This window comes from Asticcacaulis sp. (assembly GCF_051956075.1).
In the GTDB taxonomy this organism is placed as follows: domain Bacteria; phylum Pseudomonadota; class Alphaproteobacteria; order Caulobacterales; family Caulobacteraceae; genus Asticcacaulis.
In genome coordinates this window covers 45,333-60,503 of record NZ_JBQCGA010000057.1, presented here as the reverse complement: position 1 = coordinate 60,503, position 15,171 = coordinate 45,333, and the positions used below count along the sequence as shown (strand labels likewise).

7 protein-coding genes are annotated in these 15,171 nt (G+C 61.9%); 3 read left to right on the top strand and 4 right to left on the bottom strand.

The window, feature by feature from the left end:
• From ACTHLA_RS15080 to ACTHLA_RS15065, 4 genes are all read right to left on the bottom strand, one after another.
• Window positions 1–7,554: beta strand repeat-containing protein (locus tag ACTHLA_RS15080; RefSeq protein WP_440191130.1), on the bottom strand; the 7,554-nt coding region annotated here is incomplete at its 3' end.
• Window positions 7,555–8,000: 446 nt separating this feature from the next.
• Window positions 8,001–8,318 carry a hypothetical protein gene (locus ACTHLA_RS15075; RefSeq protein ID WP_440191127.1) on the bottom strand — a complete coding sequence of 106 codons (318 nt, stop codon included), beginning with the start codon at window positions 8,316–8,318 and terminating at the stop codon, window positions 8,001–8,003.
• A gap of 80 nt (window positions 8,319–8,398) precedes the next feature.
• Window positions 8,399–9,772, bottom strand: coding sequence for an ATP-binding protein (locus ACTHLA_RS15070; protein ID WP_440191124.1), 1,374 nt, complete (start codon window positions 9,770–9,772; stop codon window positions 8,399–8,401).
• Window positions 9,773–9,774: 2 nt separating this feature from the next.
• Complete coding sequence (locus ACTHLA_RS15065; protein ID WP_440191121.1) at window positions 9,775–10,440, bottom strand: response regulator transcription factor; 666 nt, start codon at window positions 10,438–10,440, stop codon at window positions 9,775–9,777.
• Window positions 10,441–10,669: 229 nt separating this feature from the next.
• Here ACTHLA_RS15065 and ACTHLA_RS15060 point away from each other — a divergent pair, with 229 nt between their 5' ends.
• The 3 genes from ACTHLA_RS15060 (at window position 10,670) to ACTHLA_RS15050 (ending at window position 15,162) form a co-directional block, all read left to right on the top strand.
• Window positions 10,670–12,967 (top strand): TonB-dependent receptor, encoded by a 2,298-nt coding sequence (locus tag ACTHLA_RS15060; RefSeq protein WP_440191118.1) that lies wholly within the window; start codon window positions 10,670–10,672, stop codon window positions 12,965–12,967.
• Window positions 12,968–13,043: 76 nt separating this feature from the next.
• Window positions 13,044–14,426 (top strand): metallophosphoesterase family protein, encoded by a 1,383-nt coding sequence (locus tag ACTHLA_RS15055; protein ID WP_440191115.1) that lies wholly within the window; start codon window positions 13,044–13,046, stop codon window positions 14,424–14,426.
• A gap of 205 nt (window positions 14,427–14,631) precedes the next feature.
• Window positions 14,632–15,162 carry an inorganic diphosphatase gene (locus ACTHLA_RS15050; protein WP_440191112.1) on the top strand — a complete coding sequence of 177 codons (531 nt, stop codon included), beginning with the start codon at window positions 14,632–14,634 and terminating at the stop codon, window positions 15,160–15,162.
• The last annotated feature ends 9 nt before the right edge of the window (window positions 15,163–15,171 follow it).

Below are 15,171 nucleotides of genomic sequence, written 5' to 3'. Positions count from 1 at the left end.
TGTCAGGGCCGCCTTTGCAATCGTCCCAGAAGCGGTCTGCGTCGTCACCCTATAGTTGCCGCCGCTGTTGCCGTCATTGACCGTGTAGCCGGCGCCAACCGACAGGGTGCGCGAACCGGCGTTCTTGGAGTCGTACGACTGCGTCAGCCCCGTCACCGTGTCGGAGCCCTGCAGACCCGTCACGCCAACCGAGGCGGTTGAACTGGTGGTCGCGTCATAGGTCTTCGTATCCGTCGCAGCCGCCAGTGTCAGGGCCGCCTTTGCAATCGTCCCAGAAGCGGTCTGCGTCGTCACCGTATAGTTGCCGCCGCTATTGCCGTCATTGACGCTGTAGCCGCCGCCAACCGACAGGGTGCGCGATCCGGCGTTCCTGGAGTCGAACGATTGCGTCAGCCCCGTCACCGTGTCCGAGCCTTGAAGACCCGTCACGCCGACAGTACCGGTTGAACTGGTCGTCGCGTCATAGGTCTTCGTGTCCGTTGCCGCCGCCAGGGTCAGGGCCGCCTTGTTGATCGTCCCAGAAGCATCTTGCGTCGTCACCGTATAGTTGCCGCCGCTATTGCCGTCATTGACGCTGTAGCCGCCACCCACCGACAGGGTGCGCGAACCGGCGTTCTTCGAATCGAACGATTGCGTCAGGCCCGTCACCGTGTCCGAGCCCTGCAGGCCCGTCACGTTTACCGAACCGGTCGAGCTGGTGCTGGCGTCATAGGTCTTCGTGTCCGTCACAGCCGCCAGGGTCAGGGCCGCCTTGGTGATCGTCCCCGAAGCATCTTGCGTCGTCACCGTATAGTTGCCGCCGCTATTGCCGTCATTGACCGTATAGCCAGCGTTGACGCCAAGCGTCCGACCGCCAGCATTCTTCGAGTCGAACGACTGGCTAAGACCCGTCACCGTGTCGGAGCCCTGCAGATCCGTTACGCCGACAGCGCTCGTCGAGGTCGTCGTCGCGTCATAGGTCTTCGTATCCGTCGCCGCCGCCAGGGTCAGGGCCGCCTTGTTGATGACGCCGATGGCCGCCGCTGCTGTCGTGCTGCTCAGCGTGTAGTTATTGGGATTGCTGGCGAAGGCGACATCCGCCGTGACCGTCTTGCCGGTTCCGGCATTCTTGTCGCTGTAGCTGGCGCCGCTGATGCTCAGGGTGACGCTGTCACCCGCCGACAACAGCGTTCCGGGGTCGAGGCTCAGGCCGCTGGTATCCGCCGTCAGCCCGGCATCGTAAGTCTTGCTGGTCGAACCCGACAGGGTCGGCGTCAGGCTGGCCGCATAGGCGTAGACGAAGTGATTGCCCGTCGGCACGGCGCTGGCGAAGGTTCCGGCGCTGAAATCGTAGGCGTCGTTATAATAGTTGGTCGCGCTCAAGCCGCCTAAGCTGTTGGTCGGCATGGTTCCGGTCGGGTCGGCCGCGTCCTGGGTGTAGACGGTGAAAGCCCCGCCGGGATTCAGCGCCGAAGCGCCCGCCGTATTGGTAAAGCCGCCATTGGCCGCCAGCACAATGTCACCCGTCGTCGTGATCTGGCCGCCAACGGCGATGCCGCCCAACGTCGCCGTGCCGGTCAGCGAGGTCAGGTGCGAGCTTGCGCCGACTGGGCCGCCGAAAGTCAGGCTCGCACCCTTTGCGTTAAGACTGTGCGCGCCATCAATGGTCGATGCGAAAGTTAGGGCTCCGACGCCGCTATTTATGCTGACATCCGCGCCTAGCGTTACAGCGCTATTAAAGCGGGTCGCACCCGCAGTTGTCAGATTTTGGCTAAAAGTGATTCCTCCTCCAGCCGTCACGTCGAGCCCGGCGCTGAAGGAGGCCGACTGATCGAAGTTGAGCGCGCCTGCAGCATTAATTTTATAATTTGGTGAGCCGATACCAGTAGAAATTGCGCTCAAAGCCGTGTTGCCGAAGGTGTTACTCAGAGCCGTCTGCAGGCCGCCATAGCTGGTTGCGGTCGTCGCTGCGTCAACCAGACCCGCCTGCGCGTTCAGGTCGGACACGTTGCCGTTCGTCAGGCTTCGGGCGTCATTATAAACCACACCTGACGCATTGGCGGACCCGCTCAAGGTCAGAGCTCCACCTAAGTTCGACGTCGTCGTCACGCTCCCTGACGCGACCGAAAGATAATAGACGCCGTTGGCGCCACTGAATCCTGTGGCTAGAAGTCCGCCCCCCTGATAGACGTCGATCTTAGCCCCAGCTGCGCTGGCTGCGCCATTATCCGTCAAAGCCCCGGTGATCGCCTGCTCGCCGTTGGGGTAAAACGTTTTAAGATACGGATAAAGGCCGGCTCCCGTCGCCCAGACCGATGATGAGAAGCCAGACGGAAGCGCGCCCTGCAACTGCGCCGTCGTCTGCGATGAGCCCAGAGCATTGCCGCCGCCTGTGGTGGCGACATCGTAATAGCTGTTATTGATCGCGCCGCCTATGGCGTTGCCAGCTAGACCGCCTTTGCCGCCGCCGCCGGTTACATAGCCAGTGGCGAAGCTGTCGGCAATCGAACCTCCATTATTAATGCCGACCAGACCGCCGCTTTGGGCGCTGGCGGATACCGGCCCCGTGGCGAAGCTGTTGGTGATCACGCCACTGGAATTGTAGTTAGCGGCGACCAGGCCACCCGAGGTCGAAGCGCCGGACACGGAGCCCGTGGCGAAACTGTTGGTGAGTGTTCCAGAATTAACTTCAACCAAGCCGCCCGCGCTGCCCCCCAGGCTGCTCTTAACAGTGGCGGAACTGTAGGCATTCTTGATCACGCCGCCGTAATTATATCCGACCAGACTGCCCACATACTGTCCCTGCACCAGTCCGCCGATAAGGCCGATGTCGCGCACAGTGCCGAAATTGAAGCCGAACAGACCAGTGTTGCTACTGCCGCCAACGGTGATTTTCAGGTTGCTGATTGTATTGCCGAGGCCGGAGAAAATGCCGCCGTGATTGCTATTCGAACTGAAATTGGCGATGACCGAAGCCGTGTAGCTGTTGGAGGAAGCGTCCAGCGACTTGGCCAGAGCGAACTTGCCTGTCGAATTGTTCATGCTCGGCAGGTCGGCCATGGCGTACAGCAGAGTATAGGCCGAACCATTGATGTTCAGGCTGGCGCCGGAGCCGGTGAAGCTCAAGGAATCGCCGAGCGCAAAATAATAGTCGCCCGAACCGCCGTCTGAGGTCGTCAGGCTGACCGCGTCGGCGCCGGACGCGGTCAGGTTGGCGTTGACATAGAGATTGTCATGCGCATCCAATGTCAGGGCCTTCGAGCCGCTGACCGTGACCGGATTGGCGATGGTCAGGTCACCGCCGCTCTTGATCGAAACCGCCCCGCCACCGGTCAGGTCGCTGTCCAGTGTGAACGCGCCGGAAGCGTCGATCTTGTAATCGAGGGAGCCGATATTGGCCGAGATCGCGCTCAGGGTCGTGCTGCCGAACGCGCTGCTGAGCGCGGATTGCAGGCCGCTGTAGCTGGTGGCGGCGGTTGTCGCGTCGATCAGACCGGACCGGATATCAAAACCGGTCACATTGCCGCTGCTGAGCGCAGGCGCATCGGTATAGCTCAGACCGGTGACGTCTGAGGCGCCTTTTAAGGTCAAGGCCGCGCCCAGACCGGTGGACGAGGTCACCGTGCCCGGCTCAGTGATCAGGTAATAATAGCCATTGACGCCGCTGGAACCATTGCCCAGCAGAGCGCCACCCGCATACACCCCTATGCCTGCGGCCGCCACGGCGCTGCCGCTCGTGTCCGTCGCCGTGCCGCTGATCGCCTGCACGCCATTGGGGTAGAAGGTCTTCAGATACGGATAGAGACCGGCGCCGGTGCTCCAGACGGATGACGAGAAACCGGAAGGCAGGGCGCCTTGCAGTTGGGCTGTCGTCTGGCTGGTGGCGTGCGTATCCGACATGCCGCTGGTGTTGCTGTCATAATAGCCATTCGTCACCGAACTGCTCGATAACCCGCCCGCCAGGCCGCCGGCATTGGCGCTGCCGCCATTATTGATAACCGCACCCGTAGCGAAACTGTTATTGATGCTCGTCGAGGTATAGCTGCTGCCGACCAGACCACCCAGGCTGGCGGCGCCGCCACTGCCCGTCACCACGCCAGTGGCATAGGTGTTTTTGACGGTTGAGCCGTTGGCCGTCCCGATCAGGCCGCCCACGCTGTTTGTGGCGCCGGTGACGGCCCCAGTGGCGAAGCTGTTCTGAATCGTAGAATAATCGCTGTAACCCACCAGTCCGCCGACATTACCATTGGTGCCGGTTACGGTGGCCGTGCTGAAGTTGTTGTAGGCATAGCCGGACAGCATATGGCCCACCAATCCGCCGACATAGGCGCCGGAATGCGTGCCCGTGACCGAACCGCCAACCACGCCTGTATCGCGGATGGTGCCATGAACCTGACCAAACAGCCCCACCATGGTGCTGCTACTGTTACTGATCACCAGATTGCTGATGCTGTGGCCCAGCCCCGTAAAGGTGTCCGAGGCGCTGCTGCCAAATGATCCGATGACTGAGCCGCTTTGTGTACCGGCCGATGCGGCGTCAATATCGCCTGCCAGCGCATAATAGCCCGTTGCGCCATTCAGCGTGGCCAGACCGCTTAAGCCCGATACCAGCGTATAGGTGTTGCCATTGATGTTCAGGCTGGCGCCGGAGCCGGTGAAGCTCAAGGAATCGCCGAGCGCGAAATAATAGTCGCCCGAACCGCCGTCTGAGGTTGTCAGGCTGACCGCGTCAGCGCCGGACGCGGTCAGGTTGGCGTTGACATAGAGATTGTCATGGGCATCCAGTGTCAGGGCCTTCGAGCCGCTGACCGTGACCGGATTGGCGATGGTCAGGTCGCCGCCGCTCTTGATCGAAACCGCCCCGCCGCCGGTCAGATTGCCGTCCAGCGTGAACGCGCCGGACGCGGTAATTTTGTAATCGGGATTGCTGATCGCCGCCAGGGCGCTACTGAGGTTCGAGCTTCCGAACGTCGTGTTCAGCAGGCTTTGCAGAGCTATGTACCCGGACGCGCCGGTGGTGAGGTCGATCAGACCGGCGTGGAGGTCAAACCCCGCCACATTGCCGCCTGTCAGCGTGGGTGCATTGGTGTAAATCAGCCCCGACACGCTCGATGCGCCGCTTAAGGTCAGCAGGCCGCCAAGCGCCGTCGATGAGGTGATCGTGCCGTCGGCCAGAGATACGGAATAGGTTCCGTCCGAAGCACTGGCCGCCGACGTGCCGATCAGGCTTCCACCCGAATAAAGCGTCACCGTCGCGCCCGAAGCCGCCGAACCATTGCTGGCATAAATTGTACCGCCGACCGTCTGAGAGGGAACGACCGGGACGATGAAGCTCGACAATTGCGGATAGGCCCCGCTGCTTACCGTCCAGACCGAAGACGAAAAGCCGGTCGGCAAGCTGCCATTCTGAAGCTGACTGGTGGTCATCCCCGTGCCGCCGGCGCTGCTGCTCTGGCCGCTGGTCGTCGTGTTCCAGTAACTGTTAGTGATCGTGCCGGAGGCATAGTAGCTGCTGTTGGCGCCAGTAAGCCCGCCCGCCCTCATACCGCTCACGGCCCCCGTCGCATAACTGTACGTGATAAGGCCGCTATTGGCGCCAGAACCATCGGCGCCATAGCTATCGTTTCCATCATCGCCGACCAATCCGCCGGACGTATGGCCTCCGTGAACCGAACCTGTGGCGTAGGTGTTGCTTATAACGCCGTAATTCTCTCCCGAAAGGCCGCCTGCGTCACCGGAACCCGTGACAGTTACTGCGCTGTAGCTTGTATAGATATAGCCGTCATTATCACCGACAAGCCCGCCTATATCACCGCCACTGACCGTCCCCGTCGCCCAGACGTTACGGATCACAGCATTAGGCGCATTATAACCCGCAATGGCTCCGGTAGCATCGCCGCCATTTGTGATCGTGAAGCTGACATTGGTCATGCCAAGATCGCGGATGGTGCCGTCGTTCTCGCCGACGAGACCAAAATTGTTGTTTCCGCTACTATTATTAATCGCCAAGGCGTTAATTGTGTGGCCCAATCCGGTCAAGACGCCACGAAATACTGATGTCAGCGCATTGCTGTAAGAACCGCCCGTCAGATTCGTGGACAGCGCGTAATTACCCGACCCCAAACTCGTCAATCCCGACATGCTGTTGATCAGGGAGTAACTGGCCCCATTGATGCTCAGACTACCGCTGGTGGTCAGCGACAGGCTCTTGCCCTGCGCAAACGTGTAGTCGCCGCCGGAGCCACCATCATTGGTCTTGATCACCGCGCCGCCGGAACCCGTGGCCGTGACATTGGCGTTGAAGGCCACCGAACGATAAGCGTCGAGCGTAAGGCTGTTGCCGCTCGACCACGAGATGTCGGAATTGACGAAGATGTCGCCATTGCCCGATGCATTGGCCGTGCCCGGCCCGGACGTGCCTGACGCCGTGGTCTGCAAGGTGACATTGGTGGTGGCTAGGTTGCTCGAAATGGTCGAGGCGGCGCTGGCGTTGACGGTAAGGTCGTAAGGATCGACCAGCCAGTCGCCGCTCAGCCCGTTGCGCGCCGAAGTGTCGATGCGCGCGCCGTCGAAATTGACGCTGGCGCCGGAGGTTTCCACCTGACCGCCCGCCAGATCGCCTCTGGCTAGCGCGGTTCCGGCGAAGCTCAGATCACCGCCCGTCTTGTCGGCGATGACGCTGATCGCGCCCCCCCTGCCCCCGTCTTTCGTCGCAGAGGCGTCAAGCCTTGCATCCGCCGCCACCTGCACATGACCGCCGGTCACGGTGATCGCGCCGCCATTGCCCGCGCCATCCGCCGCCGTCAGTGCGCTGCCCGACACGGCGACCGAGCCTGCATCGCCCGCCGTCAGCCAGATTTTGCCACCCTTATCAGCCACGCCCGTGGCGCGGATCACGCCATGGGTGTTCCCCGCCAGCGCATAGACATTGCCGCCCTCGGCGCGCAGCTCGGCCGCCGCCGCCGCGATGTCGCCGTCATTCGTCGCCGCCGTGTCCGCGCCGCCGGTGACGATCAGGAACCTGCCGTCATTGACCGAGGAATCGCGCAGGATGATGTCGTGGCCCGCAATCAGCCCCGCCGCGCCATTGGCGGCGTCGATCTCGCCGCTGTTGCGCACATTGACGGCCATCAGCGACACATCACCGCCCAGCGCGCCGATCTTGCCGAGATTGACCACCGAAGCCAGGGACGGCCCCGAAAAGGTCAGATCGCCGCCGCTCAGAAAATTCGCATTGCTGACATCCAGCGCCGAGGCGACGAAATCGCCGCCGACCCTGACCTGACCGGTCTTGCCGATGATGACGCCGTTCGGATTGATTAGATAGACCGAGCCCGTCGCCTTGAGAAGCCCGTCAATGCTGGAGAGGTTCTTGCCGGTGACGCGGTTCAGCGTCGCGCCGGAACCGTTGTTGAAATCGACCTCGCCGCCCTGGCCGATGGAAAAGTCCGTCCAGTCGACAATGGCCTTGCCGGACGACTGGCTGATGACCGTCTTGCCACCCGAAGCACTGATCGTCGCCTGACCGGCCACCACCTGACCGCCCGATGGCGCTGCCTGGACAACGCCCGCCAAAGCTGGCGCCGCTGCGACCGCGCCGCCGATAAGCATGGTTGTAACAAGGAGTTTGACTCTGAGAACACGTTGCGGCGAAGCCATTAAATCAGTCAAAATACGCACGACCACGCCCTCCAGGCAGCACAAAAGCGTCAAAGCGGATTCTACCTCGACGCCGCGACATCCAGCCTGAGATTGCTTAATAAGACATTTCTGTACTGAGTTTTAAAACCTGTGCTGCGGACATAATATTGTTACCAATTACAGCGAGACGCGGCTTCAGCTTCGGGCGCGGCGGAAGCGCCAGATGAGGGCGGGCAGGACGATCAGGCTTAACAGGGTCGAGGTGATCAGGCCGCCGAGGATGGCAATCGCCATAGGGCCTTGAATTTCACGGCCCGCCTGCCCTGTCTCCAGCGTGGCCAAGCGCCGCCGCGACCTGACCCGCCACCGCTTCAAGTGTGTCAGCGTCCGCGCCATAGATGTTGATGGCCAGATTCGCCGCCCGCCACGACGCGCTGTTGCAGCGCCGCCTCCAACGCCAGACGCTGATTCAGCAGGTCTTTGGCCGCGATTGCGACAACGCGGGCATCGGCCAGATGCGCCTGCGCCGAGCGCAAGCCTTGTCGCGCCCGCCACACCGCCTCGGCCAGATCGGCGCGCGCCTTCGCCACATCGACGTCCGCCGTCGTCACACGCGCGTCTCGCCGAGCGCCATAGCCGAGCGGCAGGTCCGCCGCGCGCGCGTCGGCGCAAGCGGCTACGGCGCATAGCTTGCGCAAGCGGTTAGAAGGAGACCGGAACCGGCGAGAAGGAGACAGACGCGCTTCATGTCGGCGCCCTTAGCAGACAAGAATGAGCCTTAAATGAAGCCATCCGCAGAAAAGACGATACGGACGCCGAGGCCGGGTCCATCCGGCGGCGTGAACAGCGCGATCCGGCACCCGGCCTGAGTGGCGGCGATCCGCACGATCGCAAGTCCCAGCCCGCTGCCAGGCGCCTGCGCCCCCTTGAGACGGTAAAAACGCGCAAACACTTTTTCCCGCTCGTCTTCAGGAATACCGGGACCGCGATCGCGTATCTCGATCCGGTCGGGCGCGATGGCGATGTCAATATCGCTGCCCTCCGGCGCATATTTGATGGCATTTTCGATCAGGTTGCGCAGCACGACGCCCAACAGCAGCGGATTGGCCTGCGCGCGCGCATCGGATTCGCCCGTGATATTAAAGCCGATCGAGCGCCGTTCGGCTTCCAGATAAAGGTCGCGCACCGCCGAAGCGACCGCGTCGCGCAAAACCGCCTCGCCCGCCGGCAAGACGCGTTGACGTAAGCGCGCCAGAGTCAAAAGCTGGTCCATCAGACGCGCAGCGCGGTCCACGCCTTTTTGCAGCTCGGCCAGCGCCGTCTTGCGCTCGCCTGCATTGCGCGCGCCGCTCAAGACCTCGGTCTGCGCCCGCACCGCCGCCAGCGGCGTGCGCAGTTCATGCGCGGCGTTGTCGGTGAACAGACGTTCCTGATCCAGCGAGGTTTCAAGGCGGCTCAAAAGGGTGTTGATCGACCCGGACAGCGCCTGCAATTCGGCGGGCGCCGCGCGCGCGTCCAGAGGTTCGAGATGCTCCGCCGAGCGCTCCCCTACAGAATCGGCGAAGCCGCGCAAGGCTTTCAGACCCCAGACGATGCCGCGCCACACCACCAGCGCCATCAGAGGCAGGGCCAGGGTCAGCGGCAGAATCAGGCCCCAGAAGATGCGGTTGATCAGTTCCTCGCGCGCCTTGGTGTTTTCGCCCGCTTCGATGATCTCGCCGGTTTCCGGCACGTTCAGCGTAAAAAAGCGCCAGACGCCGTCTGCATACCGGACATAGTGATAGCCTGGCGGCAAGGGCGCCGAGGCCGTGACGCCGTTTTCCGACGCCAGCACAAGCTGGCCGTCGCGCCAGATGCGAAAACGTCGCCAGCGGGTATATTCCGCCAGACCGTCGCGCGAGCGCTTGTCGAGATTCGGCGCCGTGACGCCGATCCCCCGATGCGGCGGATTGCGCATATCGCCGCCATAATAGCGTAGGAAGCTGGCGGCGGTGACGAGTTGGGCGTCGTAAACCTCGTCAATCTCGAAACGCGCGCTTTGATAGCCCAGAAGCGCAATGACGATAAGCAGCAGCAGCAGGGGCGCGCCGACGCCGATCAGCAGACGGCGGGTCAGGGACGGCTGGCGCAAACGCTTAAATAATCCAGGCATGATCAATCGGGGATCACATAGCCTACGCCGCGCACATTGCTGATCAGCGTCTTGCCCAGTTTTTTGCGGATCGTGTAGATCGCCGCCTCGATGGTGTTGCTCTCGACGTCGCCGTCCCAGCTATAGATCTGCTCCTCGATCTCGCTGCGGCTCATGATCCGGCCGATGCGCGCCATCAAAAGCGCCAGAATCTGGTATTCGCGCGCGGTCAGCTTCACCCATTTTCCCGCCTTTCGCACAGTGCGCGAACTGGTGTCCAGCTCAATGTCGCCGTGCTGGATAACCGACTGAGTCAGGCCCTGTGTGCGGCGGACGACGGCGCGGATGCGGGCCAGAAGTTCGATCAGCTTGAAAGGTTTGACCAGATAGTCGTCGGCGCCGAGGTCGAGGCCCTCCACACGCTGCTCCAGCGCATCGCGCGCCGTCATGATGACGATAGGCAGGGCGCTCGGCAGGTTCGGGCTCTGGCGCACGCTTTTCAGCACGTCTATGCCAGACATGCGCGGCAGGTTTAGGTCCAGGGCCATGACGGTGAACGGACTGGCGCGCAACGCCTCCAGCGCGGTTTCTCCGTCCAGAACCCATTCCGGCGTATAGCCCGCCTGCTCCAGCCCGGTCTTTAGCGCCCGTCCAAGCAGCTCATCGTCTTCCACCAGCAGCACGCGCATCGCGTCACCTCAGTCTTGCGTCTGCGCCCGCCCCTATCACGCCTTGCTGAAGCGAAACTGAAAGGGATGATGACGCAAAGGACACAGCTATCATCCGCCTTTACCACGCCGCCGCGATGTCGCCAAACCGTCATCAAAGCGAAGCGCAACCGTCACTCTCCCTCGTCATGAGCGCCGTCATTCCCGATCCTGTCACACGGGATTCATAAACCACCAAGGGGCTGACGACATGACCACCTTCTCACGCGCCGCGCGCCGCCATGGCCTGCTGGCTTCCACCATGCTGCTGACTTTGGCGGCAAGCGCGCTGACCACCGCCGCTTTCGCTCAGGATACGCAGACCGACCAGCCGGACGTTTCGGACAGCGCCATCAAGACAGTGATCGTCAAGGCCGAACGCTCCAAGGCCGCCGCGACCGCGCCGACCAAGGCCAGCGTGGACGCCACCCAGCCGCAGTCGATCATTTCGCGCCCCTATATCGACCTGGTCGTGCCGGAAACCGGCGACTTCACCAGCGTCGCTCAGATCGCGCCGAGCGTGTCGGGCACGCAGGGCAATGGCGCCGGTTATGGCGACGCCAAGCTGGTGCTGCGCGGTTTCCAGGACGGCGAATACAATGTCACCTATGACGGCGTCGCCTATGGCGACACCAATGATCCGTCGCACCACTCCAACACCTTCTTCCCGGCTTCGACCATCGGCGCGCTGGTGGTGGACCGCGGCCCCGGCATGGCGGGCGATCTCGGCCAGGCCAATTTCGGCGGCGCCATCCATATGTATTCCAACAAGGTGACCGACGACGCCAGCTTCACGCAGAAGCTGTCCTACGGCTCGTTCAACTCGTATCAGGCGGTCTCGATCATCCAGACCGGCGTGATCCCCGACACGGGCGGCATGAAGGCCCTCGTCAACCTGCAAACCCGCAAGACCGACGGCGCGCTCAGCTATTTCGGCCTCAAGAGCGACAACTGGGAAGTCAAGGCGGAAAAGCCGTTCGGCGATCACTGGAAGCTGACCTTCCTGGCGACGCACAACCAGAATTTCAGCTACTCGCCGGATAATGACGGCGCGACCCTGGCTCAGGTCGCCATGTACGGCAAGAATTTCGACATGACCAATGATCCGTCGAGCCCGACCTATTATAAATATAACCGCATCCTGAAGAACACCGCCTTCGCCTACGCCAGACTGGAAGGTGATCTGGGCGGCGGCTGGACGCTGGATGACACGGTCTATACCTACTATTATTCCAATAAGACCCTGTCGGCGCTGGATACGACCGGCTATACCGCGCCAGGCGTCTATCGCTATCCGACAGGCGTCGATCCGTACACGACGACGACCAATCCGGTGAACGACAAGACCACGCTCAGCGGCTACGACAAGTTCAACTATTACGACGTCAATGGCGACATCCTGCGCATCAACAAGCAATTCAGCTTCGGTACGCTGAAGATGGGCGGTCTGGCGGAAACCTCGGACACCTTGCGCCACCGCTATGACTACGCGATCAACCAGAACGATCCCTACGACACCAGCACGCCGGACTATCGCGAGAAGAACTGCGTGACCGAAGAAACCGTCGCCCTGGCCAAGCCGACCCGCTGCGCTGTCAACGACCGTTCGGTGCAGTATCAGGAACGCTCCTGGTGGACACAGTATCAGCTTTTTGCAGACTTCATCTGGACGCCCACCGACAATCTGACCGTCACGCCGGGCGTCAAGTCCCTCCAGTTCACGCGTAACCTGGCCGGCAAGATCAAGGCTAAGCCGAACCTGGCCCTGATCACGACGCCGGAATCGGAAACCTTCCGCAAGACCCTGCCCTTCCTGACCGTGAACTATAAGCTGCGGAAGAACTGGTCGCTGTACGGCCAGTACGCGCAAGGCTTCCTCGTACCGCCGCTCAAGGATCTCTATGTTAACGACCTCAGCAGCGCGAGCAATGTTGTAGCCCCTGAGCAAACAACGAATTATCAGTTCGGTTCTGTCTATAATGGCGGCCACGTTTCGCTGGACGGCGATGTCTACCAGATCGACTTCAAGAACAAGTTCTCGTGCAATAATAACTATTGCTACAATCAGGGCGGCGTGACCTATAAGGGCATCGAAGGTCAGGCGGCCTATGCCTTCGACTTCGGCCTGACGGTCTTCGCCAATGCCTCGATGAACTCAGCCAAGTCGAACACGACTCACCTGACCATCAAAGAGGCGCCGAAATCGACCCTCGGCTTCGGCGGCATTTTCCGCTCCGGTCCGGTCAAGGCGGCCCTGACCTTCAAACAGGTCGGCGAGCAGTGGGCGGCCGACGGCGAGCCCGCCGATTACAAGATCAAGGCGTATAACAATGTCAATCTGGCCGTGTCTTACGACTTTGCCGAGCGTTACACCGTCAAGCTGCAAGTGGATAATCTGATCGACAGCCGCAACGTGACCAAGATCAGCGTCAATGATGGACCGATCGACGACCAATACTACTTCCAGGCCCCGACCAACGCCATGCTGACCCTGTCGGCCAAGTTCTAGGCCTTTAAAAATATCCCAGTAACTGGCGGAACGGTTGGACAGCCGTTCCGCCCCTTTTTCATTTTGCGAGGTCGCCATGAAGCTGCTGAAAATCGCCCTTAGCCTGATCGCGCTCAGCGCCCTCGCCGCCTCCGCGCAAGCCGAAACCGCCTATGTCGTATTGGGCGAAGGCCGAACCGCCGAGGCGCGCGTCATCACCCATGCCGATCACTGCCCGGACATCACGATCGACGGTCGCACCCGCCAGATGCAGGCGCGCGCCCTGCCCGCCACAGAGCCGTTGCGACCGACGCAATCCAAACCTGAACTTTCCAAACCCTCTGTGTTTAATGTCCTGACCTGCGAGGCCCCGCTACCGGCCGGAACGCGCTCGGCCTCAATCGGTCGTCAGCGCCTGCCGGTGCGTAAACGCCGGCTCGACCGCCTCGTGGTGATCGGCGACACCGGCTGCCGCCTCAAGGCCGCCGATGACGCCTGGCAGGCCTGTGACGATCCCAAGGCCTATCCGTTTGCGCAGGTCGCCCGCGCCGTCGCCGCCTGGCGTCCAGACGCCATCATCCATGTCGGCGATTACAATTACCGCGAAAACCCCTGCCCGGCCGATCAAACCGGCTGCAAGGGATCGCCCTGGGGCTATGGCTGGGACACCTGGAACGCCGACTTCTTCACGCCGGGCGCGCCCATGCTGAAGGCCGCGCCGCTCATCCTGGCGCGCGGCAATCACGAAAACTGCTCGCGCGCGGGTCAGGGCTGGTGGCGCTTCCTCGATCCGCGTCCGCTGGAGCTGCATCGCGACTGCAACGATCCGGTCTATGACGCGACCGGCGACTATAGCCAACCCTACGCTGTCGATTTCGGCGGCGGCGCGCAGATCGCCGTCATGGATTTATCGCATGCCGGCGGCGCGCCTATAGCCAGCAACGATCCGCGCTTTGCCGACTACACGGATACCTATGACCGGGTGGACGCGATGACGAAACAGGCCCGCTTCACCTTCGCCGTCGATCACTATCCCTTCCTGGCGGTGTCGGCGGATGAAAAGACGCACGCCATTGTCGCGGGCAACAAGGCCCTGGCCTCAAGCTTTGGCGCACGCAATCCGCGCCTGATGCCAGAAGGCGTCGATGTGCTGCTGTCCGGGCACGTGCATCTGTGGGAGCAGGTCAGCTTCGCCAAGGATTTTCCGTCCCAGTTCGTCGCCGGATTTTCCGGCACGCAGGAGGACATCGTGCCGCTACCCGCGAAGGTTCCCGCCGGTCTGGAGCCGGTTCCCGGCGCCGCCATCGCGCATTTCAGCTCCTGGATCGACGGCTTCGGCTTCATGACGCTGGAGCGCATCCGTTCTGACCGCTGGCGCGCCGAAGTGCATGATGGACAGGGCCGCGTGGTCAATGTGTGCCATATCGTCGGTCGGACATCGACATGCGACAAAGCTGTCGTGAAACGCCTCGATAGGTAAGCCGGATCCGCGCCACCCGGTTTGCTTCTCATTTGGCCAGATCGGGGGTGCAGTCAGGTCGGGATGAACTGCCCCCAGGATAGACAGCCTCCTGCAAGCTCTCAGTTTTTGTGGGTCGCTTTTTCTTATCCAAAAAGGGGAGCCAATTTTTGAGAAAACGGATACGCTCACTTGAAGGGCGCCGCCGCCCTTCAAGGAGCCGGTTATGGATCGAAATCCGTTCAGATATCTGAGCCCATTTGACGAAGACGGTCGCCTGCAGGCGGTCATCGACACGCCCAAGGGCAGCCGGGCCAAGTACAAGCTGGAATCCGGCGACGGTCTGTTGCGTCTCAGCAAGCTCTTGCCGCGCGGCTGCGTCTTTCCCTTTAATTTCGGCTTCATTCCGGGCGCGCAGGGCGAGGACGGCGACGCGCTCGACATCCTGGTGCTGGGCGACGAGCCCTTATGGCCCGGCTGTGTGTTGAGCGTCCGTGCTATCGGCGCCGTGCGCGCCCTGCAGACCGAAACAGACGGGACAAGGGTGCGTAATGACCGCCTGATCGGCGTGGTCGAAAACGACTTCAATCCCGCCGAGTTTCACGATATCAGCCAGTTGCATCCTTCGATCCTCGAACAGATCGAGGGCTTTTTCATCCATTACAATCAGGCGCAGGGACGCCGTTTTGAGCCGGATGAACGCGTCGGCGCCGAGGCGGCTTTGAGCCTTGTCCGAAGCGCCGTCGGCCCGGCCTAAAACCATGCC

Excerpts from the sequence above, each read along its gene's own strand:
- ACTHLA_RS15070 (WP_440191124.1), bottom strand. The coding sequence starts at position 9,772 with ATGCCTGGATTATTTAAGCGTTTGCGCCAGCCGTCCCTGACCCGCCGT.
- ACTHLA_RS15065 (WP_440191121.1), bottom strand. The coding sequence starts at position 10,440 with ATGCGCGTGCTGCTGGTGGAAGACGATGAGCTGCTTGGACGGGCGCTA.
- ACTHLA_RS15060 (WP_440191118.1), top strand. The coding sequence starts at position 10,670 with ATGACCACCTTCTCACGCGCCGCGCGCCGCCATGGCCTGCTGGCTTCC.
- ACTHLA_RS15055 (WP_440191115.1), top strand. The coding sequence starts at position 13,044 with ATGAAGCTGCTGAAAATCGCCCTTAGCCTGATCGCGCTCAGCGCCCTC.
- ACTHLA_RS15050 (WP_440191112.1), top strand. The coding sequence starts at position 14,632 with ATGGATCGAAATCCGTTCAGATATCTGAGCCCATTTGACGAAGACGGT.